Here is a 24,067-nt window from a genome sequence, read left to right as displayed (position 1 = left end):
CCGCTTCCTCGACTCGAAGCCTGTCGCTTGCGAACCCCCTGAATGGAAAGCCTGCCGACCATCCGGATCAGAGATCGACCGTATCACAGGGTGGCCCCCTCCCCCGGCCCGTTGTTCGAGCGTCCGATTGTCATCATACACGAGAGCCATTTTGTGTATGATCACCGAAACAACATGGCTCGCGACATCCGAGCGATGCCCCCGGGCCGGTGCATTTCGAAAGACGAGGTACAGCCAGTGACCGATCTTCAAGTCCGGAAGATGCGCTTCGCATTCGCCGACTACGACGTGCCCTTCTTGTGGAACGAGGAGAATCCGGCCTTCTCGTCCATGGCCAACGCGGTGTCTTTCCTGGCGATCGGCTTCGAGAAGATGATCGTCAACATGATTCGCGAGGCCATGCCGCTGATCACCGATCCAGCGGTCGCTGAGGAAGCCGACGCGTTCGTACGCCAGGAAGGACAGCATTCCACCGCCCACCGCCAACATGCCAACGGCCTCATCAGGCGCTACCCGGGGCTACAGGAGACACTCAACGAAGTGATCGCGGAATTCGATCGCCTCACCGTGAACACTTCGGTCGAATACCGGCTCGCCTACACCGCCGACCTGGAGGCGACCTTCACCCCGGTGTTCAAACTGATGCTCGACAACGACGACACGCTGTTCCGGCCGGGAGACGACCGGGTAGCCTCCCTTTTCATCTGGCACTTCGTCGAAGAAGTCGAGCATCGAAGTTCCGCATTGATCATCTTCGATTCGGTCGTCGGAAGCGACGTATACCGGATGCGCATGGCTCCGTCGATCTTCCGTCACGTGATGAAGGTGATCCGGTTGGCCTGCGCCGGCTTCAATGAGCATGTCCCGCTGGAGGATCGGAAGATCGACGCATTGTCGATGTTCGCGTCCTATCGGCGTATGCAGAAGCTGCGTAAGTGGTTGCCGTTCCTTCATGCCGAGGACAACGGAACGATGCCCCGCGCGTTCGACCATCTTCCGCTCCGCGAGCAACTCGTCGCGTTGGCGGGCGTCATTCGCAGTCAGCTGCCGAAGCACAACCCGGACCACGAGAAGCTGCCCGCACTCGCCGGCGTGTGGTTCGAGCGCTACGACGCCGGCTACGACGTGTCGCACTGGTACACCGCTGACACGGTCGCAGGATAGGAGTGGACCGATGGCTGACCTTTGCGCGCCCACCTTCGACCAACTCGCGACGGAACTCGGCTTCGCCTGCGCGGAGGTAGGCGGACTGGTCGAGGTGCGAAATCCTTTCGCGCTGGAGAACTGGACGCTGCCCGTACTCGAGTTCACGATCGTCCTGGGGGCGATACTCGCGCTGATCTACGCGATCGTGCGTTTGCGCCGCCACGGCGATCCCACCAACTTGGTGCTCTGGTTCGGCGCGACCGCATACCTGTTCATCATCGAACCACCCTTGTACTTCCCGGCGGCCTTCGGTATCGATGCGCATGTCGACACGATGTTCGCGCACAACTTGTTCACCGTGGAATTTCTGTGGGGCCGATTACCGCTCTACATCATCGCGATCTATCCGTTCATGGCCACACTGGCCTTCGAAATAGTCAGGATGCTCGGAGTCTTCCGGCGGTACGGGGTACTTGCGGGATCGGTGTGCGTGGGCTTCGTCCACCATGCCTTCTATGAGATCTTCGACCATCTCGGACCGCAGCTGCGGTGGTGGGAATGGTCGATCGACAACCCGATCAATCAGCCGATGTTCGATTCGGTGCCACTTCCGAGCGTCGTGGTATTCGCGGCTTTATGGCCGATGTCTCTGGCGTTCTGTGTCCAGTTGTTCGTCGGCCGCCACGTCGATCGAGGGCAATCCTTCTCCGGGCCGCAATTGGTCTGGCGCACGGTCGTCATCGGCATACTCGCCTCGTTGGGCACGGCGGTGTTGCCGATCCCCGCGACGGTGTTGGGGATGGGAAGTACCACGGTGCGCGGATTCCTCTACGCGACCGAACTGGTGATCGTCACCATTGTCGCCGTCGTGATCCTCACCCGCCAGTGGCTGCGGCTGCGGCGAGCCTCTGCGGAGAGCGCGCCCTACACCAACGCCTTCGTCCGGATCTACAGCGTGGTGTACCTGGGCGTCATGGCATTCCTCTGGGTGACCGCGTTGCCCGACTTCTTCGGCGCCGTCGACGGCGTGACGAGTGAAGGCGACCCCATCGGGAATCTCTGGTACACCCTGGCGTGCTTCGTCGTCGCCATTCTCTGCGTGATCGCCGTGTTCACCGTGCCCCACAGGAAAGCGCAGGAAATCAGCGCTCCCTCTGTTGCCGAAGATGCCGTTACTCGCACGGCATAGCGGCGGACAGCCGAGGCTGCGGGCGGCGGGCGTCGCAGGGCGTCTGCCGCCCGCCCGGCCGGGGGTGTGACGCCGGGCTCGCCGGGATTTTCCGAGCCTGCGCGCGGGTTGTACCAGGGGCCGATATGAGGAGGTCATGTGACACGGGAGTACAACCGGAATCCCGCGGCGATCGCCGCCCTGTCCCCTGAGCAGTACCACGTCACTCAGGAGAACGGGACCGAGCGGGCGTTCACGGGCGAGTACTGGGACAACCACGAGCCGGGTATCTATGTGGATGTGGTGTCCGGTGAGCCGTTGTTCGCCTCGGTCGACAAGTTCGACAGCGGATCGGGATGGCCGAGTTTCACCAAGCCGATCGACGCCGGGAACGTGGTCGAGAAGCGGGACTTCAGTCATCTGATGGTCCGCACGGAGGTGCGGTCGACGCACGGCGACAGCCATCTCGGGCATGTGTTCACCGACGGCCCCCGCGAGGCGGGCGGCTTGCGGTACTGCATCAATTCGAAAGCGCTGCGCTTCATCCACCTCGACGATCTCGAGGCGGAAGGCTACGGACAGTACAGGACTCTCTTCGCGAAGGAGAAGGCGTGACCGACACGCGCAAGGCGATTCTGGCCGGTGGATGCTTCTGGGGTATGCAGGACTTGATCCGCAAGCAGCCGGGAGTGGTGTCGACGCGCGTCGGCTACACCGGTGGACGCAACGAGCACCCCACGTATCGCAATCACCCGGGCCATGCGGAGGCCGTGGAGATCGTCTACGACCCGGCCCGGACGGACTACCGGAATTTGCTGGAATTCTTCTTCCAGATCCACGACCCGACGACCAAGGACCGCCAGGGCAACGACATCGGCAGCAGCTACCGATCGGCGATCTTCTATCTCGATGACGACCAGAAGCGCACCGCCCTGGACACCATCGCCGATGTGGAGGCCTCGGGGCTGTGGCCCGGAAAGGTGGTCACCGAGGTGACCCCGGCGAGCGCGTTCTGGGAGGCCGAGCCCGAGCATCAGGACTACCTGCTGCGCTACCCCGACGGCTACACCTGCCACTTCCCCCGGCCGGGGTGGAAGCTGCCGAAACGGCAGACCACCGCGCAGTAGGACAGGACGCCTCGGCGGGAGCTCACGTGAGCTCCCGCCGAGGTGCTCGACGGAAAGCTGTGACCTCATGGACTCCGGTCCTACCGCACACCGATCACTGCGACGGCCTTTGGAACGGGCCGGATAGAGGTCGTGACCGGCCGGGGTGACGGAAGGCTTTGCGATGGAAGCCTTCTCGATTCCCGGGCCTCCCCGCCGTGGGGACGGAGCACGATCGGGGTGCTTATATGATCATCGACGCCTGGATGGCCTGACATTCATGCCAGTCGACCCGAGGTGGACGTATATGAAGCACAGTGGCGCAAAGGTTCTCGACGTGCTCGGTAGCCGTCGGATGGCGGTGGCGACGCTGGCCACCATCACCGGCTTCTACTATCTGTTCGTCGCCTTCACCAATTGCGTGGACACCGACACCAACCGCAACGGTGTGGCCGCTGTACTGTCGATGAAGTCGACGATCCACACTCCGGGAACGGATTGGCGGGCGATCACCGACAGCAATGTCGCGCTCGTCGCCTACATTCTGATCGTGATCTGGGAATTCCTGATCGCCTTCGTGCTGCTTTCCGGCGCGGCTGTGTGGGTCCGGGTGCTGACCGGGCGGCCGCGCCGGCTCCGAGCCGGACTCGACGTGGCGGTGAAACTGTCGAGCCTGGGTTGGACCATGGCGATGCTGCTGTTCGCAGGCGGTTTCTTGACCGTCGCGGGCGAATGGTTCCGTATGTGGGCCAACGACGACGTCAACGCCTCCTCGGCTGCGCTGCAGAACTTCCTGATCGCCGCCGTGGGCCTGATTCTCGTTCACTTGCCGGAGTCTCCGGCCTCGCAGTATTCCGCCGTACCTGGAACGAGCTCGGCGCAGCCTGATTCACGCGGAACAGTCGAAGTAGCCGAATCCGCCCGGGAGTGAGACCAGCGGAGACGGGATGGCCGACGCGAACGTCAGCGACCGTTGCGATCGAGGTCGTTCAACTGCTTCTGGAGACGTTCGAGCGCCGCGCGGATTTCGTCGATCTGCGCGTTGAGTTCGGCGATCTTCGCTTGATCCGCAGGCGGCGGCGGTTGCGCTGACGGTTGTGGCGACGGCTGCGGCGCCGGTTGCTGGCCCGGTGGCAGCGGAGCCCCGGGACCGCCACCGGGTGGGGTGGCGAGCCGGCCGGTCCCTGAACCGAATACTTGGTCGAGCGCCTCGGCCAGGGTCGGCGCGTATCCCACCAGCACGCCGCCGGTGCCCGGTTCACGGTAGCTGACGAGCACCCGCGCCAGCTGCGGGAATGTCGACGCGTTCGGTGCCGTCGAAATCCGTTCGGTGAACAACGGTTCGACGTAGAGCACGCCGCCGTCGGCGATCGGCAGGGTGAGCAGGTTGCCGTACTGGATCCGGTTCGAGCGCTCGAGCAGCGTTCGCTCGGATGCCACTCTGGTGTCGGAGATCATCGAGTTCTGGATCTGTTGCGGCCCTTGGGTGAGCGTGTCGGTCGGCAGCTGCAAGACGCTGATCTTGCCGTAGCTCTCGGGATCGGAGTGCGCGGAGACGTAGGCGGAGAGGAATTCCCTGTTGTACCCCACCATCGCGCTCGCCAGCCGGAACGACGGCTCGGCGGTGTCGGTGTCGCCGATCAGGACATAGAACGGAGCCTGGTGCGGGTTGGTCTCCACGGTGGGATCGCTCGGCACCGACCAGAACGCGTTGGTGGTGAAGAATTCGCGCGGTTCGTCGACGTGGTATTTGGCCAGCATCTCGCGTTGGATCGTGAACAAGTCCTCGGGGTACCGGAAGTGCGCGCGCAGTTCCGGCGTGATCGACTCCTCGGGTTCGACGGTGCCGGGGAATACCTTCATCCACGCCGCGAGCACCGGATCCTGCCGGTCGACCTGGTAGAGAGTGACCGTGCCGTCGTATGCGTCGACGGTGGCCTTGATGGAGTTGCGCACGTAGGACACCTGTCGCGGTGATCCTCGGCGGGCGTCCTCGCCTGGCTCGAGAGCTTCCAGGGAGCTGCCCTTGGCGTAGGGGTAACCGTCGACCGCGGTGTAGGCGTCGACGATCCAGACGATGCGGCCGTCCACGACCGCCGGGTAGGGATTGTTGTCGGTGGTCAACCACGGCGCGACGAGCTCGACGCGATGGCGAGGATCGCGATTGAAGATGATCTTCGACTCAGGACCGATGGCCTTGGAGAAAATGATGTTGCGTTCGGCGTAGGTGGCCGCGAACGCGAGGCGATCGAGCCAGTTCCCGATGGGGACACCGCCTGATCCGGTGTAGGTGTACTTGGTGGTGTCGGTGTCGTACTCGCGGGGCTCGCTGCCGCCGCCGACGATGGCGTAGTCCGGGCTGGCATGGGCGATCACTTCGCCGTAGTACACGCGGGGCTGATCCACCCGGATCACCTGCTGCCCGGATGCCTGGGAAGCGATATCGCCGACCGCGTAGATCGGGTATCCGCTGTTGCTGCTGGCAGCGTCGCCCGCGGCCTCGCGGACCGCCGCGTTGACCCGGTTGGCAGGTGCGGCGACGAACCCGTTCCCGTGGGTGTAGACGGTGTGCCGATTGACCCAATGGCGCTGATTGCCGCTCAGCGCGCTCGGCGTCAGCTCGCGCGCTGCAACCACGTAGTCGCGTAGTTCCCCACCGACGCGGTACCGATCAAGGTCCAGATGTGGTGGGAAGCTGTAGAAGTTCTTCAGCTGCTGTTGCTGGGTGAAGGTTCGCGACAGCACGTTCGGATCCAGCAGGCGTACATCGGCGATCGTGGTCACGTCCGCGGGCACCTCGGACGGCGGCTTGCTGCCGACACCGGAATAGGCCTGGTAATCGACCCGATCGCTGCCTATTCCGTACGCCTGCCGAGTAGCCGCGATGTTGCGTTCGATATAGACGCGCTCCATGTCGGCGGCGTTCGGGCGGACGGAGAACTGCTCGACGGCCAGCGGCCAGACCGCTCCGACGAGAATCGAGGACAACAACAGCAGCGCGGCGGCCATCGCCGGAATGCGCAGGTCGCGCACCACGACGGCGGCGAAGATCGCCACGGCGCAGATGACGGCGATCGCGAAGAGAATCAGGCGGGCGGGCAGCACGGCATTGATATCCGTGTAGCCCGGCCCCGCGAAGGTGGGCTCCTTGCTGCTGCTCGAGAGCAGCGAGTACCGGTCGAGCCAGTAGGCGGCGGCCTTCAAGACGATGAACGCACCGGCGAGCACCGCGAGCTGGACGCGCGCCGCATGCGTCAGGCCGCGGGATTTTCCGGACAGCCGCAGTCCTCCGAGCAGGTAGTGCGTCGCGAGTCCGGCGAAGAAGGCGAGTACGACGGCGACGAACAGCCAGTTGACGACGAGACGGTAGAACGGCAGGTCGAACACGAAGAACCCGACGTCGTGGCCGAACTGGGGATCCGACACACCGAAGGAGCCGCCGTGGAGGAACAGTTGAACTGTCATCCAGCTCGATTGCGCTATGAGGCCGCAGAGCAGACCGAGCGTCGCGGCGATGCCGAGCCCGAACCGCGACGGCCGCCGCAGCACCATCGCCCGATATGGCCGGAGGCTGTCGTCCTGCCCCGCATCGGGGACGAAGAGCGGACGGAACCGGAAGGCGAGCCACATCGAAGCGAAGAGGACGCCACCGATGATCAGGCCGACCACGACGAACAGCGACAAGCGCGTGAACAGCGCGGTGAGCCAGACGCCTCGGAATCCGACTTCACCGAACCACAACCAGCTGACATAGCCTCTGATCAGGCGGGGAATGATCAACAGCGACACAACGAACACCGTGGCGGCGATCACCAGCAATCGAGTGCTGCGATGCAACCGCCGCGGGCTGGGGCCGTCGCGTGCGCTCATCTCCCACTCCTGTGGCTGCGTCCGGCCGAACGAGGTATGGCCGACGCGAACCACCGAGTTCGAGTCTACCGGCGTGGATCGAGGCGTCGTGCTCGAACGAACAGCGTGCACCGGCGGCGTGGGCACGGGTGGCCGACTACGTGATCTCCGGACCCTGGAGTCCCACCTACCTGCCGCTACGCACGGGTGTCAGCGCTCGGAGTCCCCGGAGCGTTCGATCAGCTCCCACAAGTACGCCACGTGGTCGGCCATGTCCACGCCCGGGTCGTAGAGCCACTGCGTCTGCAGGCCGTCGAGCAGGGCCGAGGTGATGACGGCGAATCGGTCCGGATCGATGTCACGGGGAAGGCGACCCGATTCGCGGAGTTCGGCGACGGTGCGGGTGAGCGCCTCGCGGACAGTGCGGTAGCGGTCGCGGAAGTAGTCGTGAGCGGGGTGGTCGGGACGGATGGCCTCGGCGGAGAAGCGAGCGTAGAGCTCGATCAAGCCGGGGACTTCCGCGTTGTGCCGGATCAGGCGGACCAGCGCGGCGGGAAGCTCCGGCGGCGCGGCGGGGGTGGTGAAGGTTTCGTGATCGACGTCGTCGCGACGCGCGAGAATCGCGGCGAAGAGCTGCTCTTTGCTGCCGAAGTAGTGCAGCAGACCGGCCTGGCTGAGGCCGACGGCCTCAGCCAGTTCACGCACGGTCGTCCGGCTGTAACCGACGCGCGCCACGATCTCCAGTGCCGCCTCGAGAATCTCCTCCCGTTTGGCGATCCCTTTCGAATACGCCCCGCGCCGAACCACGCCGTGACTGTACTCGGAACAGCCCGGTCACGAAAACCGAATGGCATACTGTTTTCGATAGCGGTTTCGATCCGAGGAGCCTCGATGCCGAGCAAGCCCGACCTCACCGATCTGTCCCTGGAGGACCGCGCCGCGCTCGGCAGCGGCGCGGACTTCTGGACCACGAAGGCTGTCGGTCCGGTCGCCTCGGTGACCTTGACCGACGGCCCGCACGGTGTGCGCAGACAGCCGGGGGCGACCGACCACCTCGGGCTGGCCGAGAGCCTGCCCGCCACCTGCTTCCCGCCCGCGGTCGGGCTCGCGCAGAGCTGGGACACCGAGCTGGCGCGGCGGGTGGGCGCGTCGCTCGGCCGGGAGGCCCGCGCATTGGGCGTGGACGTGCTGCTCGGGCCGGGAGTCAATATCAAGCGGGATCCGCGCGGCGGGCGCAATTTCGAGTACTACTCCGAGGATCCGCTACTCACCGGCCTGCTCGGCGCGGCATGGGTGACGGGCCTGCAGAGCACCGGGGTGGGCGCTTCCCTCAAGCATTTCGCCGCCAACAACGCCGAGCACGATCGGATGCGCGCGAGTTCCGACATCGACCCGCGCCCGCTGCGCGAGATCTACCTGCGCGCGTTCGCCCACATCGTGCGCACCGCTCGGCCGTGGACGGTGATGTGCTCCTACAACCGCGTCAACGGCGTGCACGCGGCGCAGAACCGCTGGCTGCTCACCGACGTGCTGCGTGACGAGTGGGGATTCGACGGTGCGGTGGTCTCCGACTGGGGCGCGGTGGCCGACCGGCCCGCCTCGGTGGCGGCCGGGCTCGATCTGGAGATGCCCGGCGGCAGCGGCGTCTCCGACGAGCAGGTGGTGGCGGCGGTGGCCGCGGGCACGCTGGACGCGGCGGCCGTCGACAGGGCTGCGCGGAACGTGGCGACGCTGGCGGCGAGGGTAGTGGCCGGACGCGAACTCGCCGATGCCGCCGATACCGCCGACGAGCACCATCGGCTGGCCCGCGAGGTCGCCGCGCGCTGCGTCGTCCTGTTGCGGAACGAGCGTGACCTCCTGCCACTCACTCCAGGGCGCTCACTCGCGGTGATCGGCGAGTTCGCGGTGGAACCCCGGTACCAGGGTGGCGGCAGCTCGCATGTAAACCCGACCCGGCTCGATGTGCCGCTCGAGGAGATCCGCGCGCTCGCGGGCTCTGCACAGGTCTCCTACAGCCGGGGTTTCACCACGGCCGACCCGGACGCGGACAACGTCGCGCTGCGGGCGGAAGCCGTCGACGCCGCCGCGAACGCGGACGTGGCTGTGTTGTTCCTCGGCTTGGCCGACACGCAGGAATCCGAGGGATTCGACCGTGAACACCTCGAGCTGCCCTCCGATCAGCTGGATCTGCTGGAGGCGGTGGTGCGAGCGCAACCGGACACGGTGGTGGTGCTCGCGCACGGCGGAGTGGTGCGGCTGGCCCCGGTGGCCGCACTGGCGCCCGCGATCCTGGACGGCGGGTTACTCGGCCAGGCCGGCGGCGGCGCACTCGCCGACGTGCTGTTCGGTGTGGTGAATCCATCGGGGCGGCTCGCGGAAACGGTGCCGGTTCGGTTGCAGGACACACCGGCCTACCTGAACTTCCCGGGCGAGAACTCGCACGTGCGCTACGGCGAGGGACTGTATGTGGGCTACCGCTGGTACGACAGCCGGGATATGGAGGTGTCCTTCCCGTTCGGGCACGGCCTGTCCTACACCACCTTCGATTACTCCGAGCCGGCACTCGCGGCGGACGAAGCGGGAATCACGGTGCGCGTCCTGGTCACGAATACCGGTTCCCGCGCAGGCCGCGACGTGGTGCAGGTGTACACGGCGGCGCCCGGATCCTCCGTCACGCGTCCGGCCCGCGAGTTGAAGGGGTTCGCCGTCACCGCCGACCTGGAACCCGGGGCGGGCGAGGAGGTTTCCATCCTGCTCCCGCGAGACGAACTCGCCTATTGGGAGACTCGCGTCGACCGCTGGATCGTGGAGACCGGTACCTACCAGGTGTGGGCAGGCGCTTCCAGCCGGGACTTGCGCGTCACCGGGCGGGTGGACCTCACCGGAGACGAACTGCGGATCCCCATCACGGCGGAGTCGACCCTGGGAGAGGCGCTGGCCGATCCGACGGCGGCGGCAGCGCTGGCCGAAGTGTTCGGCGGTATGTCCGAGAGTATGGGTGAAGGGACCGCGCTCGGCATGGACATGATGCGCATGATCGCCTCCATCCCGCTGAACCGCCTGACCGGCTTCGGCGTCGACCCGGAAGAGTTCGACACACTCCTGGACGCCGTGGACGACTGATCACCGGACCCTTCATCGGGCGGCGGCGGGCACCCGCACGACCGGTGCGCTGTCGGCGGGCGCTGCCGCGCGGTGCAGTCCCCGGTGGTCGTAGACATAGGTGGCGATGGCACCGAGGAGCAAGCCGATTCCGAGGCCGAGCAACGTCATCCACAATCCGAGGCCGAAACCGGCTTCGGCGCGGGCGTCGAAGAACAAGATGGCGCGCACGGCCAGATAGATCTGGTGCATCGGTTCGAAGGCGGCCAGGTTCGCGATATAGGTGGGCGTCGCTTCCAGCGGAACCGTGGCGGCCGACGACGGCAGGCCGAGGACGACGAACAGGATCAAGTTGACCAGCAATCCGGCGGTGCCGAAAGTGGCCAGGACGGCCAGCGCGGTCACACCGACGGCGACGATGGCCAGTGTTCCGTAGAGCCACAGCAGAAGCGCGCTGCCCAGCGGAACACCCAGCGCCGCGGCCACGGCGAGGAATATCCCGGACAGAATCGGCGCCGCGGTCACGAGAACCGCCCACTTCACGAGCAGCGTATGGAAGCGGGAGATCCCGGTGGCCGGCGGTTGGACGAACCACGGGCCGTATTCGGTCGGAGTGAAACCGAGGACCGAATCGACGAGTGTGTGGATGATCATGGCGCCGGTGAAGCCCGCCAGCAACACGATCAACGTATAGAAGAACGCGACCAGGCCCTGCCCGGCGGCATCGTCCATCGGGCGATACGGCGCGGTGACGATCTGCACGGGATCGGTGAGCATCAGGCGGGCGGCGCCACTGAGCTCGACCGGCGCACCGGGCCCCTCGGCGAGGGCGGAATTCACCTGGTCGGTCAAGTTCTTGCCGACGGTCTCGTCCACCTGGGCCAGCGCACGGTCGGCGATGCGTTGCATGATGCCGGTTGTGTAGGGCCCGACCCGGGGGTTGGTGTGGATCGTGATCACCGGGCGCTCGATCTCACCGGGGACCACGGCGGCCGCGCCGAGAATCGCCAGCCGCTTGGTGAAGTCGGACGGGATGACGATGGCGCCGTAGACCTCGCCGTACTGCAACTGCTTGCGCGCCTCGGCGATGCCGACGACGCGCAGATCGACCTTCTCCGCCGGGATGCCCGCGACCAGCGCGTCGGTGACCTGGGCCCCGATATCGGCGGGCTTGCCGTCCAGCGTGTCGCCCACGTCCTGGTTGACCAGCGCTACCGGGAAATCGTGCAGGTTCTTCTCGGTATTGCCCGCGTAGCCGAGGTACATGGTGGCGAGCAGCGCCGCGAAGACCATCAGCACCGCGATCGGGGCGGTGAAGGTCCGAACCGTCATGAAGAGCAAATGTAGTCACCGCCTACAAAGTAGGCAATGCCTACATTTTGTTATCCTGCTGACACCATGGCGATCTCCCGAAGCCGGTCCTACCACCACGGCGACCTACGAGCCGAACTCCTGCAGCGCGCCGAGGCGACGCTGCGCGAGTCCGGTGTCGACGGCCTGTCGCTGCGCGGGCTGGCTCGTGACGTCGGTGTCAGTCACGCCGCCCCGACCCGGCATTTCAAGGACAAACAGGCACTGCTGGACGCCATCGCGGTGTCCGGTTTCGAACGACTCGCCGCGGCCCTGGAGCAGACCGCGGCCGCGAGTTCGATCGACGGGCACATCCGCGCGCTGGCCCGGACCTATTTCCACTTCGCGACCGAGAACCCGGCGCTCATCGCTCTGATGTTCGCGCGCAGGCACAGCCCTGCGGCAGGCGATGCGATGTCCCAGGCGGTGGACGCCGCGTTCGCGATTCCGGTCACGCGCATCGCCGAAGCGCAGAAGCTGGGTGAAGTGATCGCCGGCGACCCGCGGCGCATCGCACTGTCCGCGGTCGCCGCGCTCCAGGGCCTGGCCACCTTCGTCGGCTCGGGCGTGATCGCCGCGGACACCGCCGACGAACTGCTCGACGAGACCACCACGCACATGATCGAAGGCCTGCGCCCCAGACCGTGACGGCGCGAATATCCTCGATCAGTACGCGATGAACAGGATTTCGTCGCGCGAATACTCGTGCCCGGGATGGTTCTGGGCGAGATGGGCTTGCGTCTTCTCCACGAGGTCGTCCTCGTCGGTTCCGACGATCGATTCTCCGCACGGGCAATTCAGATTTCGCTTCATCAGCGTCCTTCCTTCTCGAATCGACAGTCTAGGACGATCGGGGCGATCCGGACGGCCGGGTCAGCCACGAGACCATTCGTGGCCCCAGTAACTGTCGGCGGTGATCTCCTCGGCGCTGTAGACGGATTCGTCGACCAGGGCACCCTCGGTGCCGTATTCGAGATCCCAGCCGCCGGGAGTGCGGACGTAGAAGGAGATCATCTTGTCGTTGGTGTGCCTGCCGAGAGTCGACGACAACGGGTAGCCCGCGCCCATGACGCGGTCGAGAGCCCGGCCGACGGCGTCGAGCTCGTCGACCTCGACCATGATGTGCACCAGCCCCGGACCGTCGGGACGAGTGCCCGGGATCAGCGCGAGGCTGTGGTGACGCCGATTCACACCCAGGAATCGAACGCGAATCGGCCCTACGCCGGGTGGGGTCGGCACTCGGAACGAGCCACGCGGCAGGAATCCGAGCACCTCGCAGTAGAAGCGGTTCGCCTCCGCGAGATCGGGCACCGGCAGCACTACGTGACCGAGTCCCAGCCCTTCGGTGACGAAGCGATTGCCGTGCACGGTGACGACCGGGCTGTGGTCGAGCACCGGGCCGTGGAAGACCTCGATGGTGAACCCCGCGGGATCGGTGAAAGTGAACGCTTCCTCCACGCGCAGTGCGTCGATCTTCTCTCGGTCGAGCGGTGCGACAGTGACGCCCGCTCGCTCCACTGTGTCCCGCACCCGGGCCAGCGCGCGATAGTCGCGCACCTCCCAGCCGACAGCCAGCACCCGGTCCTGATCCGCCGGAACGAGTTCGAAGCGATAAGCGTGCTCGTCCATGCGCAAGTACACGCTGTCGGGATTCGGTCCGGTGGCCTCGGCGAAGCCCATCACGTCGAAGGCGAAGGCGCGCCAAGCCGCCACATCGGTAATGGCGACTCGGACGTAGCCGAGCGAGGCGATGTCAGCCATTGTTCGTCGTACTCCTCAGGAATAGGTGACGTGCACCGTGTCGGTGACCGGGACCGCCTGGCATGCCAGCACGTAACCCTCGGCCAGATCGGCGTCGTCGAGAACTTCGTTGCGCCGCATACGCACCTGGCCCGCGACGAGCCGGCAGGTGCAGGCGCTGCATGCGCCCTCGCGGCAGGAGTAGGGGGCCGCCAGGCCGCCCGCCAGCAGGACGTCGAGCAGGACCTGGTGGCGCGGCCACGGCATCCGGCGTGTCCGGCCGTCGAGTTCGACTTCGACCACGGCGCAGTCGACGGAGTCGGCGGGGGCGGCGGGGGCGGCGGGGGCGGCGGTATCGGCTCGGAACGGATCGCCGTTCAGCGACGCGAATCGCTCCACGTGCACACGTCGGCGATCGGCGCCCAGCCCGATCAGCGCGGCGGAGACGGCGTCCATGAAGGGGCCGGGACCGCAGACGAATGCCTCGCGGTGCGACCACGGCCCCGCCAGCGCGGCGAGTTGCGCGCCGGTGGGCAGCCCTTGCACCGTCTCCAGCCAGTGCACCACGAGCAGGCGGCCGGGATGCCGGGCGGCGAGGTCGGCGAGCTCGGCGGCGAAGATCACCGAGTGTTCGTCACGATTGGCATAGATCAGCGTGCAGTGACCGGACCCGACCGCCAGTGCCGATTTCAGGATCGACAGCACGGGGGTGATTCCGCTGCCCGCCGCGAACAACAGCATGTCAACGTCGAGCGACGCGGGGGTGAAGACACCCGCGGGCGGCAGCGCGTCGACATCCATGCCCTCGATGGCGTTGTCGCACAACCAGTTCGACCCGTAGCCTTCCGGCGTCCGTTTGACCGTGATCTTCAACGGACCGTCCTCGTGCGGCGCACTCGACAGCGAGTAACACCGGCTCACCGAGCCGGTCAGCTCGCTGGGTATCCGCAGGGTCAGGAATTGGCCCGGGCGATAGTCGATCGGCTTCGACCGCGCTGTGGCGGGACTCAACTCCAGCGATACCGCATCGTGGGTTTCCTGGATCACCCGCGTCACCCGCAGGGTGAGGATTCCGCCGGGGTTCTCGGCGTCGTCGGGGATATCGGCTCGCGTCGGCGGCCGCGTGGCCGCGTCGGCCCGAATCACTGTCGTGTCTCCTCTGCGATCGTCCACGGCTGCCGCGCGCTCCGCGCTCACGGCACGTCCCGGTCACGGGTGGTGACGTCGATGAGACCGCCTGTCACGGCCGCATCAATGCTGTCGCGCAGGGCGACGCAGGTCCGCACCCGCGTGCTTGTTGCGGCGAACTCGGCGCACTCCGCCACCGCGACCGCGCTCCACTGCACGCTGGTGTGCTGCGGGCTGAACTTCTCGACTCGCACGCACGTCCCGCAGCTGCGGCAGGTGATCTCTTCCATAGCGGTCCGCTCAGGCTCCGGCGGTGGCGCGCTGCGCGGCGAGGTTCCCGGCGACTTCCGCCTCCCACGCCGTGACCGCCCGGGTGGTGTCGACTTCGAACTCGAAGCGGTCGGTCATCTTCGGGTCGATCTCGTCCACGTCGGTGTAGAACTGCTCGTACCAGCGGCGCAGCTGGTAGACGGGCCCGTCTTCCTCGCACAGCAGCGGATTGTCGATGCGGGTCTTGCGCTTCCAGATCGCGGCATCCTGTTCGAAGCCCCGGCCGAGACCCCCGGCGAACTTCGCCGCGATCTCCTCGGCCTGCTCCACGGGCACACCGTGGGGCTTCTTCACGATCGCGCCGTACTGCAGCACGAATCTCGTGGGTGACACCGGATAGTGGCAGTTGATGAGGATGCCCTCGACCGTCAGGCCCGCGCTCTCGCTGCGCAGGTGGTCGATCATGTAGGAAGGGCCGTGGTATGAGGCGTCCGAGTACAGGACATTTTTGCCGCCCAACGCCTTCGCGGTCTCCCCCATCATGTCCTCGCGCGACACCGAGGTCATGTATTGACTGGCGATGTGACCTTCGAAAACGTTCTTGAAGTAGGTGGGGAATCCGAAGTGCACGTAGAAGAAGTGGGCCATGTCCACCACGTTGTCGATGACCTCGCGGCAGTTGGCCCCGTCGATCGCCGTGGTGTTCCAGGTCCAGTCGGTCCACTCGTCGCTGAACGCGCCTTCGATGCGCGGGATGGTGACCTGCTCCGGCGGCGGATTACCCTCCGGGTCGTTCCACACGAACAGCTGCTTGTTCTGCTCCAGCGTCGGCCACGCGCGAGTCCGCGCCCGGGGCGGGACCCGGCGGCCGTAGGGGATGCCGGTGCAGCGGCCGTCGCCACCCCATCGCCAGTCGTGGAACGGGCAGGCGATCGAGTCGCCCTCGATGCGGCCGTCACCCAGATTCCCGCCCATGTGCCTGCAGTAGGCGTCCAGGATGACGAGCTCTCCGCCCGTACCCGCGAATACCACCAGTTCGGTGCCGAAGATCTCGACGGTGTGCGGTTTCCCGTCCCGGAAGTCCGCCGCGAGCCCCAGGCAGTGCCAGCCGCGCGCGTAACGGGCGGGCGGAGCGCCCGCGTCGATCACTCGCACCTCGGTGTCGGTAGTCATCGGTTCCTCCACAATTCGCGCACGTTTGTCACCTCGATATTTCGGTTCGGCATGCGAGTGCGGAAATGTGGAGTCCCACTGGCCGGGAGGCGTTCAGGCCACATCGAGCCGACCGAACGCGGAGCGGTAGAACAGCAGCGGCGGGGCCTCGCGATGCTCCGACAGTGCGGTGACGCGCGCGATCACGATGGTGTGGTCCCCCCCGTCGACTTCCCGCTCGAGTTCGCAATCGACCCACGCCATCGTCCCGGCCAGCCGCGGCGAGCCGTTCGGCGAGTGCTCCCAGTCGACTCCCGCGAACTTGTCGGTGCCGCTGCGCGCCAGTTGCCCGCAGATCTCCTGCTGGTCGTGGGCGAGGATGTTGACGCAGAACCGGCCCACCTGGCGCAGGCGCGGCCAGGACGTGGACGTGCGCGCCGGGCAGAAGCAGACGGCGGGCGGCTCCAGCGAGAGCGCCGAGAACGACTGGCAGGTGAATCCGACCGGCCCGTCCTGCGCTCGCGCGGTGATCACGGTGACGCCTGTGCAGAAACGCCCCAGCACGGTTTTGAAGTCGCGCACGTCCAGCGGGGATCCGTCCGTCTCCAGCAGCGGTTCCATCTGGCCTCCTATTTCGATCAGGCATATACCTGACAGCTATGACAGCAGGCGCCGCCCGAGGAGCGTCAAGATCGGAGTCCGGTCACCGAGATCCAGACCCGTAGAAGCTACGTAGTTCTCCCGATTCGGCCCGGTCGCGCACCCGTCAGTGTGATGGGAGACACAAGCGATCGAGCAGCTGTTGCTCGGTCCACGCAGACGAATGTGACCGACGGAGGTTCCGATGACCGTCACGCTGCTACCCGAAGGGCAGCCGCGCGCCCACCGCGCTCGCCCCAAGGCGACCGAAGCAGGCTCCGCCGAGGTGCCCGTGTCGATGATCGAACGGATGACCCTGATCCTCGACGCGTTCGACGCCGCCACCCCTTCGCTGACACTGCTCGGCCTGGTGGAACGCACCGGCCTGCCGCGTTCGACAGTGCATCGGATCCTCGACCAGATGATCCGGCTGCGCTGGCTGGCCCACACCTCCGGCGGGTACCGGCTCGGCATGCGCACCTTGGAACTGGGCGGGCTCACCGCCGACCACAACGAGATCCGCGACGCCGTCAGTCCACTGCTGCACGAGTTGTGTCAGCGCACCGGCATGGTCGGACATCTCGCGGTACTCGATGGACGCGAGGTCGTGTACCTGGACAAGGCCGGTGGCCGCTTGGCCGCGATGCTGCCGACCCGCCTCGGCGGCCGCATGCCCGCGCACTGCACCGCGCTCGGAAAGGCGATGCTGGCGGCCCTGGAGCCGAGTATCGCCGAAGCCGCGTTCCACTCCCGGCTGCCGCGGTTGACGCCCAAGACCATCACCGAGCCGGACACCCTGCATCGCACCCTGGCCCAGATCCGGTCGCGCCGAGGCATCGCGCTGGACCGCGAGGAATCCATGGACGGAATCGCCTGCGTCGCAGCGCCGTTGCGCGGTCGAGGCACCGCCCCCGCGGCGCTGTCGCTGTCCGGGCGGGCCGAGGCGATGAGTTTCGACAAACTGGCGCGGGTCCTGCTCGAAATCTCCCACGAGGCCGGCCGGACGCTGTTCCCGCGCCGGGCGCGCTGGCGATAGTTCGAATCCGGATATGCCTGGGCGGTACATTCCGACGATGACCGATGGCGTCACACCCGCGGTGCCCGACCTGCCGACCACCGCGTGGGCCGTGCTCGGAATGCTCTCGCACGCCGACGAACTCTCCGGCTACGACCTGAAGAAGTGGGCCGACTGGAGCCTGCAGTTCTTCTACTGGAGCCCGTCGTTCAGCCAGATCTACGCCGAGCTCAAACGCCTGGAGAAACACGGCTACGCCACCTCCCGCACGGTCGTGCAGGAGGACAGTGTGCGCGGCAAGCGGATGTACTCCATCACGTCGGAAGGCCGTAAGGCCGCGACGAACTGGGTCAATCACGCGCCCGTCGAGGCGCCGGTGCTCAAGCACAGCGTGATGCTGCGGGCGTGGCTGGGCAACCTCGCCGAGCCCCACCGCATGCGCGAGATCCTGACCGAGCATGCGGCCTACGCCGAGAAGATGCGGCAGCGCGCCGAGGCCGACGCCCACGGCGCGGAGGCGAACCCGGACTGGGTCTACCCGCAACTGGTGCTGCGCTGGTGCGTGCGGCACTACGAGGCCGAGCGCGATTTCGCCGAGGAGCTGCTCGCGGACATCGATCGCCTCACTGAGTGAGACGCCGACTGGTTGTTGTCGCCCCGGCATATTTCGATCAGGCATATGGAGGTGGCGGACGATGACCGGTGAACTGGACTCGGTGCCTGCCGCGGTAGCGGCGATCGCGAGCGGAGGCATGGCGCTCGTCGTGGACGACGAGGACCGCGAGAACGAAGGGGATTTGGTGCTCGCCGCGGAGAAGGCGACCGCGGCGAACATCGGGTTCCTGGTACGGCACACCAGCGGCGTGTTGTGCGTGCCCATGACAGGAGACGACCTGGACCGGCTCGAACTGCCGCCGATGACGGCGGTCAACCAGGACCCGAAGGGCACCGCGTACACGGTCTCGGTGGACGCCGCGGCGGGTGTCGGCACCGGCGTTTCGGCCGCCGACCGCGCGCACACGATGCGCCTGCTCGCCGATCCCGCCACCACACCCCGGGATCTCACCCGCCCCGGGCACGTGTTCCCGTTGCGGGCCCACCCGCTCGGCGTGCTGGGCCGACAGGGGCATACCGAGGCCGCCGTCGACCTGGTACGAATGGCGGGTCTGCGCCCCGCCGCCGTCATCGCGGAGGTGGTAGGCGACGACGGGTCGATGGCGCGGCTTCCCGAACTGTCGACCATGGCCCGGGTGCACGGAATCCCGATCATCTCGATCGCCGACCTGATCGCCTGCCGCCACCGGCTCGAGTCGGGCGTTGTCCGGGTCGTCGAAACCCGGCTGCCCACCCGTTTCGGCGAGTTCCGGGTGATCGGTTACCGGGACACAGCCGACGGCGCCGAACATCTCGCGCTGGTGTTCGGCGAGCCCGGCGAACACGACGTGCTCACGCGCGTGCACTCCGAATGTCTCACCGGTGACGCGTTCGGATCGCTGCGCTGCGACTGCGGTGAGCAGTTGGACGACGCGCTGCGAGCCGTCGCCGAGGAGGGCCGCGGCGTCGTGGTGTACCTGCGCGGACAGGAGGGACGCGGCGTCGGACTGCTGAACAAGCTGCGCGCCTACGAGCTGCAGGACGAGGGCGCCGACACGGTCGAGGCGAACCTGCGGCTCGGGCTGCCCGTCGACGCCCGCCGCTACGGCGCCGCGGCGCGGATGCTGGCCGACCTGGGCGTGCGGTCGGTCCGATTGCTCAGCAACAATCCCGCCAAACAGGCCGACTTGACCACGTACGGCATCGTCGTCGAACGGCGCATTCCACTGCAGATCAGGGCGACCGAGCACAATGTGCGTTATCTTCGCGCCAAACGTGACCGTATGCGCCATCAGTTGACCGAGGTCGACGCCGCTGTCGCCGTCCGGTGAACGGCGGCGATCCGGTCCCTCCCACGCCGGCGGCTCTGCCCGTCTCCGCACATCGGCGCGAGCGCCGAGCACGCCCGGCACAGTGGAATTTGCCCAGAACGCTCGTGCACGCGAGACGGGATACCTAGGGTTGACACCCATGGCGCGGCGTCCGATCGGCAATCTCCCTGCCGAGGTCACCAGTTTCGTCGGGCGCCGGGAAGAACTCGCCGCCGCGAAGAGACTGCTGCCCACGACACGGCTGCTGACGCTGCTCGGGCCGGGGGGCGTCGGCAAGACACGGCTGTCCCGCCAAGTCGGCGCCGCGGTCGCGCGCGCGTTCCCCGACGGGGTCTGGCTGGTCGAACTGGCCGACGTGCACGACCCCGATCTGGTGACGGTGACGGTCGCGGAGGCGCTGGCGCTGCGGGACGACACGGCGGCGCCGCTGCCGCGGCTGACCGGGTTCCTCGCCGACAAACGATTGCTGTTGATCCTGGACAACTGCGAGCACCTGATCGAGGCCTGCGCGGAACTGGCAGGCAGGCTCGTGGCCACCACCGCCGACGTGCGGGTGCTGGCGACCAGCCGGGAGGTGTTGGGCGTGCAGGGGGAACAGGTCATGCCCCTCGCGCCCCTGCCGCTACCGGAGGACGAGACCGCGGACAGCGATGCGATGCGGCTGCTCGCCGAGCGAGCGGGTGCCGCCGATCCGCGCTTCGCCGCCACGCCCGCGAACCGCGGCGCACTGGCCGCGATCTGCCGCAGGCTCGACGGTGTTCCGCTCGCGCTGGAATTGGCCGCGTTGCGGTTTCGCATGTTCACGCCCGAACAAGTTCTCGCCCGGCTCGACGACACCATGGGCCTGCTCAGCGCGGGACCGCGTCTCGCGCCGGAACGGCAGCAGACCATCGAAGGCGCGATCCGCTGGAGCTACGATCTGTGCACCCCGGCCGAGCAGCGACTGTGGGAACAGCTGTCGATATTCTCCGGCGGCTTCGACATCGACGCCGCCGAAGCCGTGTGCGTGGTGGAGGAGCCCGGCCCGCGGACGCTCTTCGACGCGCTGCGGGGCTTGGTCGACAAATCGGTGCTGAGCCTGCGCTACGACGGCGACATCGGCCGATACGCGATGCTGGAGCCGATCCGGCAGTTCGCCCACGACCGGCTGGCCGAACGGGGTGAGGAGCCCGCGGTACGGTCACGCCACCGCGACCACTACCGGCGGCTGGCGCTGCGCGGCCGGACCGCGTATTGGAGTTCCGACGATGTGGCCTGGTTCCGCGAACTGAATCGCGAGCACGCGAATCTACGCGCGGCTCTGCAGTTCGATCTCGCGGGCACACCGGAGTCTGCGCTCGAGATGGCCGCGGTGCTGCGGCCGTTCTGGGAACACAACCGCTTCCTCACCGAGGGCTATCGCTGGCTGACCGACGCGCTGGCCGAGTCCGGCGAACCGACGCGGCCGCGTGCACGCGCGCTCTCCGCGGCGGCTTCGCTCGCGGCGCTGCTGTCCGATCGCGGGTCCGCTCACCAGTTGGTGGACGAATGCGTCGCCCTGGCACGGAAACTCGACGCCCCCGACATCCTCGCCGAGGCCGTGCTCGATTCGGCGCTGCTGACCTTCAACGACGGCGACACCGCCCGTGCCCTCGAATCGGCGGAGACGGCAGCGCATCTCGCGGCGGAATGCGGCCATCACGCGATCGAGATGGACAGCCTCGCTTTCGCTTTCGTGTGCGCGCTGGTGCTCGCCGACGCGCGCTCCACCGTATTCGCCGAGCGGCTGCTCGAGGTCGCCACCGAACGGGGACCGCATCTGCTCGGCGGCCTGGCGCAGTGGTCGATGGGCTTGGACCACTGGCGGCGCGGCGATCAGGATGCCGCGACCGGGCATCTCGCCCGGTCCATCGAGATGTTCAGCCAGTTCGACCGATGCGTGTGGCTGGCCTCCGCATTCGAGGGGCTGGCCTGGACGGCCGTCGCGCGCGCCGATTTCGAACGAGCCGCACGCCTGCTGGGCGCCGCGGAGATCCTCGCGCGCAGCACGGTACGGCTGGCACACGCCATCACCGGCGTACTGGGCGACAAGATGCGCGGCCGGACCCGGGAAGCCCTGGGCGAGCGCGTGTTCCAGGAGGTGTTCGACAGCGGCGCCGCGCTGTCGCTGGGCGAGGCGATCGACTACGCGCTGGGCCGCGCGCCCGCCGCGGCGCCGTCGCCGCGCCCCGCTTCGGCCGCGTCCGAGGCGGCGGATGTCCTCACTCGCCGGGAGAAGGACGTCGCCAGGCTGGTGGCAGCCGGCCACAGCAACAAGCGCATCGCCGCCGAGCTGGTGATTTCGGTTCGCACGGCCGAGACCCACGTCGAGCACATCCTCACCAAGCTGGGCTTCACCTCCCGCACTCAGATCGCGGGGTGGGTTCGCGATCACGGCGTGTGATCGACGCGGGCCGTTGGCGGCGATCAAAGACCGGCGGTGAGGAAATCGATGACGGCATGTTCGAACGCCGATTTGCGCTCGATCTGCACCCAGTGCCCACAGCTGGCGAAAACGCGCAGGTCGGCATTCGGGATCTGGCGTGACGGCAGCAACGACGCCTCGACCGGCGTCACCCGGTCGTCGCGACCCCACAGGATCTGGGTTTCCGCGCGCAGGCCGCGCAGCCGCGCCCACAGCGGGACCGGTTCGGCGAGAGCGGGATCGGCGAAGGTCGCGTAGGCATCACGCAGCGCCGCGATGGCGGCCGGGTCCGAGGCCGCGGCCGACCGGGCGTCGATCAGCTCCCGGGTGAGGGTCGCCGGGTTCGACACCATCGTGCGCAGCCAGGGCAGCAGGCGCTCCCGAGTCGGGTCGGCGATGAACTCCAGCAACCGCGTGATGCCGTCGGACGGTTCCGGCCCGAGCACATTCACCCCGACGCCTCCCGGCGCCATCAGCACGAGCCGCTCGACCCGGTCGGGATGTTCCAGCGCCAGCAATGTGGCGACCGCACCGCCCATCGAATTGCCCAGCAGGTGTACGCGTTCCAAATGGAGGTCGTCGAGGAGTCCGAGCACCGCGTCGGCGGAGACGCGCAGATAGTTGCGTTCGTACACTTCCGGGCGACCACTGGCGCCGAAGCCCGGCTGATCCACGATCAAGCAGCGGAAGCGCTCGGCCAGCACCGGCAGATTCGCGCCGAAGTTCGCCCAGCCCGAGACCCCCGGCCCGGAGCCGTGCAGCAGGACAAGCGGCGCACCCGACCCCGCCTCGTGGTAGCGCGATCTCAGCCCACCCGTCACGCTCCAGCGCGTGGTGTTCTCGGCGGTGAGCGTCATCAGATCATCCGGTCCGTCACCGGCAGCCCGAAGGCGTTGCGGCCGTATACCACCAACGCGCGCTCGACGTCGTTGATGACGTGCACGCTCCCGGCGTGCGCGTCGCGCCAGTGCCGCTCCATCGGATTCGGTTTGCGGATCGAGTGACCACCGGAATTGTCGAACAGCAGGTCGATCGCCTCGAGCGCACGTTCGGTGCCGCGCACCTGGTCGCGGCGACTGCGTACCCGCAACTCGAACGGAATCTCCTCACCTGCCTCGGCATAGCGCAGCTGTTCGCCGATATTGCGCTCCATCTGCAGGACGGCCGCGTCGATCTCGGAGGCGGCGCGAGCGACCCGGACGTGGGCGAACGGATCCTCGGCCGCTTTCTGCCCGCCGTAGGAGATCCGCACCCGCTCGCGCATACGCTCGATGTGCGCTTCGTAAGCGCCCTGGGCGGCGCCGATGATGGGTGCGGTGATGGTGTTGGAGAACACCGAGCCGAACGAGATCCGGTACAGCGGTGCGGTATTGACCTCCTGGCCGGGTCCGCGCAGCGCCGCCTGCTCGCTGGCGCGGTAGGTCCGGTGGACGGGGACGAACGCGCTCTCGATGACGATGTCGTTGCTGCCGGTGCCCGACAACCCCGACACGTGCCAGACGTCCTCGATGCGGTAGTCGGTGCGCGGCACCAGAACGGTCAGGTACTCCGCTCCCCCTTCCCCGTCCGGCACGACCGCGCCGAGGAATGCCCAGCGGGCGTGATCGCAGCCGGAGGAGAAGCTCCAGCGACCGCTGATCCGGAATCCGCCCTCGACGGGCGTGAGCTTGCCGGTCGGCGCGTACGACGACGAGACAAGCGTGTCCGGATCGGCGCTCCACACGTCCTCCTGCGCCCGCAGGGGGAACAGCGCCAGTTGCCACGGATGCGCGCCCAGCACCGACGAGACCCACGCGGTGGACGGGCATGCGGTGGCGATGGCACGGACTACTTCGTAGAACGCGACGGGTGAGGATTCGTCGCCGCCGAAGCGGGACGGTTGCAGCATGCGGAACACCCCGGCCTCGGTCAGCTGCCGAATGCTCTGCTCGGGCACTCTGCGCTGCCGGTCGGTCTCGGCGGCTCGCTCTCGGATCGCGGGCAGCAGATCCCGTACCCGATCGAGCACCTTGTTGGTCATATCCGGTAGTCCTC

22 protein-coding genes are annotated in these 24,067 nt (G+C 67.3%); 11 read left to right on the top strand and 11 right to left on the bottom strand.

Annotated features, from left to right (window positions below; translation table 11 throughout):
• The first annotated feature begins 237 nt into the window (after positions 1-237).
• The 5 genes from K8O92_23210 to K8O92_23190 all read left to right on the top strand — a co-directional run bounded on the left by K8O92_23210 (position 238) and on the right by K8O92_23190 (position 4,351).
• A complete protein-coding gene (locus K8O92_23210) occupies positions 238-1,164 on the top strand; it encodes a metal-dependent hydrolase (GenBank protein UAK35894.1) in 927 nt (308 codons plus the stop codon).
• A gap of 10 nt (positions 1,165-1,174) precedes the next feature.
• Positions 1,175-2,335, top strand: a complete 1,161-nt coding sequence (locus tag K8O92_23205) for a hypothetical protein (GenBank protein ID UAK30780.1) — start codon at positions 1,175-1,177, stop codon at positions 2,333-2,335.
• Positions 2,336-2,473: 138 nt separating this feature from the next.
• Positions 2,474-2,929, top strand: coding sequence for a peptide-methionine (R)-S-oxide reductase MsrB (msrB, locus tag K8O92_23200; protein ID UAK30779.1), 456 nt, complete (start codon positions 2,474-2,476; stop codon positions 2,927-2,929).
• Positions 2,926-3,441 carry a peptide-methionine (S)-S-oxide reductase MsrA gene (gene msrA, locus K8O92_23195; GenBank protein UAK30778.1) on the top strand — a complete coding sequence of 172 codons (516 nt, stop codon included), beginning with the start codon at positions 2,926-2,928 and terminating at the stop codon, positions 3,439-3,441. The genes msrB and msrA overlap by 4 nt, the downstream gene beginning before the upstream one ends.
• 286 nt (positions 3,442-3,727) lie before the next feature.
• Positions 3,728-4,351 carry a DUF2165 domain-containing protein gene (locus K8O92_23190; protein ID UAK30777.1) on the top strand — a complete coding sequence of 208 codons (624 nt, stop codon included), beginning with the start codon at positions 3,728-3,730 and terminating at the stop codon, positions 4,349-4,351.
• 32 nt (positions 4,352-4,383) lie between these two features.
• On the opposite strand, the gene K8O92_23185 is transcribed toward K8O92_23190, so the two are convergent.
• On the bottom strand, positions 4,384-7,290 hold the full coding sequence (locus K8O92_23185) for a UPF0182 family protein (protein ID UAK30776.1): 2,907 nt from the start codon (positions 7,288-7,290) through the stop codon (positions 4,384-4,386).
• A 189-nt stretch (positions 7,291-7,479) separates the two neighbouring features.
• Positions 7,480-8,046 (bottom strand): TetR/AcrR family transcriptional regulator, encoded by a 567-nt coding sequence (locus K8O92_23180; GenBank protein UAK35893.1) that lies wholly within the window; start codon positions 8,044-8,046, stop codon positions 7,480-7,482.
• A gap of 114 nt (positions 8,047-8,160) precedes the next feature.
• On the opposite strand from K8O92_23180, the gene K8O92_23175 reads away from it, so the two are divergent.
• The gene (locus K8O92_23175) at positions 8,161-10,392 is read left to right on the top strand and encodes a glycoside hydrolase family 3 C-terminal domain-containing protein (protein UAK30775.1); all 2,232 of its coding nucleotides are present in this window, start codon (positions 8,161-8,163) and stop codon (positions 10,390-10,392) included.
• 12 nt (positions 10,393-10,404) lie between these two features.
• Here K8O92_23175 and K8O92_23170 read toward each other — a convergent pair whose 3' ends face one another.
• Positions 10,405-11,703, bottom strand: coding sequence for an SNG1 family protein (locus K8O92_23170; GenBank protein UAK30774.1), 1,299 nt, complete (start codon positions 11,701-11,703; stop codon positions 10,405-10,407).
• Between the two features lie 66 nt (positions 11,704-11,769).
• On the opposite strand from K8O92_23170, the gene K8O92_23165 reads away from it, so the two are divergent.
• Positions 11,770-12,369, top strand: a complete 600-nt coding sequence (locus K8O92_23165) for a TetR/AcrR family transcriptional regulator (protein ID UAK30773.1) — start codon at positions 11,770-11,772, stop codon at positions 12,367-12,369.
• A gap of 18 nt (positions 12,370-12,387) precedes the next feature.
• Here the strand turns inward: K8O92_23165 and K8O92_23160 are convergent, their stop codons facing one another.
• From K8O92_23160 to K8O92_23135, 6 genes are all read right to left on the bottom strand, one after another.
• A complete protein-coding gene (locus tag K8O92_23160; GenBank protein ID UAK30772.1) occupies positions 12,388-12,534 on the bottom strand; it encodes a DUF1059 domain-containing protein in 147 nt (48 codons plus the stop codon).
• Between the two features lie 60 nt (positions 12,535-12,594).
• Positions 12,595-13,482 (bottom strand): VOC family protein, encoded by an 888-nt coding sequence (locus tag K8O92_23155; protein UAK30771.1) that lies wholly within the window; start codon positions 13,480-13,482, stop codon positions 12,595-12,597.
• Positions 13,483-13,497: 15 nt separating this feature from the next.
• On the bottom strand, positions 13,498-14,532 hold the full coding sequence (locus K8O92_23150) for a ferredoxin--NADP reductase (GenBank protein UAK35892.1): 1,035 nt from the start codon (positions 14,530-14,532) through the stop codon (positions 13,498-13,500).
• A gap of 122 nt (positions 14,533-14,654) precedes the next feature.
• Positions 14,655-14,879 carry a hypothetical protein gene (locus K8O92_23145; GenBank protein ID UAK30770.1) on the bottom strand — a complete coding sequence of 75 codons (225 nt, stop codon included), beginning with the start codon at positions 14,877-14,879 and terminating at the stop codon, positions 14,655-14,657.
• Positions 14,880-14,889: 10 nt separating this feature from the next.
• Positions 14,890-16,032, bottom strand: a complete 1,143-nt coding sequence (locus tag K8O92_23140) for a Rieske 2Fe-2S domain-containing protein (GenBank protein UAK30769.1) — start codon at positions 16,030-16,032, stop codon at positions 14,890-14,892.
• A 93-nt stretch (positions 16,033-16,125) separates the two neighbouring features.
• Positions 16,126-16,632, bottom strand: a complete 507-nt coding sequence (locus tag K8O92_23135; protein ID UAK30768.1) for a flavin reductase family protein — start codon at positions 16,630-16,632, stop codon at positions 16,126-16,128.
• A 223-nt stretch (positions 16,633-16,855) separates the two neighbouring features.
• Here K8O92_23135 and K8O92_23130 point away from each other — a divergent pair, with 223 nt between their 5' ends.
• The 4 genes from K8O92_23130 (at position 16,856) to K8O92_23115 (ending at position 22,012) form a co-directional block, all read left to right on the top strand.
• The gene (locus K8O92_23130; protein UAK30767.1) at positions 16,856-17,686 is read left to right on the top strand and encodes an IclR family transcriptional regulator; all 831 of its coding nucleotides are present in this window, start codon (positions 16,856-16,858) and stop codon (positions 17,684-17,686) included.
• A 37-nt stretch (positions 17,687-17,723) separates the two neighbouring features.
• On the top strand, positions 17,724-18,299 hold the full coding sequence (locus K8O92_23125; GenBank protein ID UAK30766.1) for a PadR family transcriptional regulator: 576 nt from the start codon (positions 17,724-17,726) through the stop codon (positions 18,297-18,299).
• Between the two features lie 61 nt (positions 18,300-18,360).
• A complete protein-coding gene (locus tag K8O92_23120; GenBank protein ID UAK30765.1) occupies positions 18,361-19,590 on the top strand; it encodes a bifunctional 3,4-dihydroxy-2-butanone-4-phosphate synthase/GTP cyclohydrolase II in 1,230 nt (409 codons plus the stop codon).
• Positions 19,591-19,729: 139 nt separating this feature from the next.
• A complete protein-coding gene (locus tag K8O92_23115; GenBank protein ID UAK30764.1) occupies positions 19,730-22,012 on the top strand; it encodes a LuxR C-terminal-related transcriptional regulator in 2,283 nt (760 codons plus the stop codon).
• A 23-nt stretch (positions 22,013-22,035) separates the two neighbouring features.
• Here the strand turns inward: K8O92_23115 and K8O92_23110 are convergent, their stop codons facing one another.
• Both K8O92_23110 and K8O92_23105 read right to left on the bottom strand, forming a co-directional pair.
• Positions 22,036-22,890, bottom strand: a complete 855-nt coding sequence (locus K8O92_23110) for an alpha/beta fold hydrolase (protein ID UAK30763.1) — start codon at positions 22,888-22,890, stop codon at positions 22,036-22,038.
• The gene (locus tag K8O92_23105; GenBank protein UAK30762.1) at positions 22,890-24,053 is read right to left on the bottom strand and encodes a flavin-dependent monooxygenase; all 1,164 of its coding nucleotides are present in this window, start codon (positions 24,051-24,053) and stop codon (positions 22,890-22,892) included. The genes K8O92_23110 and K8O92_23105 overlap by 1 nt, the downstream gene beginning before the upstream one ends.
• Between the last annotated feature and the right edge of the window lie 14 nt (positions 24,054-24,067).

This window comes from Nocardia asteroides (assembly GCA_019930625.1).
GTDB lineage: Bacteria > Actinomycetota > Actinomycetes > Mycobacteriales > Mycobacteriaceae > Nocardia > Nocardia sputi.
The sequence above is the reverse complement of the archived record's forward strand: the minus strand, read 5'-3'. Positions and strand labels throughout refer to the sequence as shown.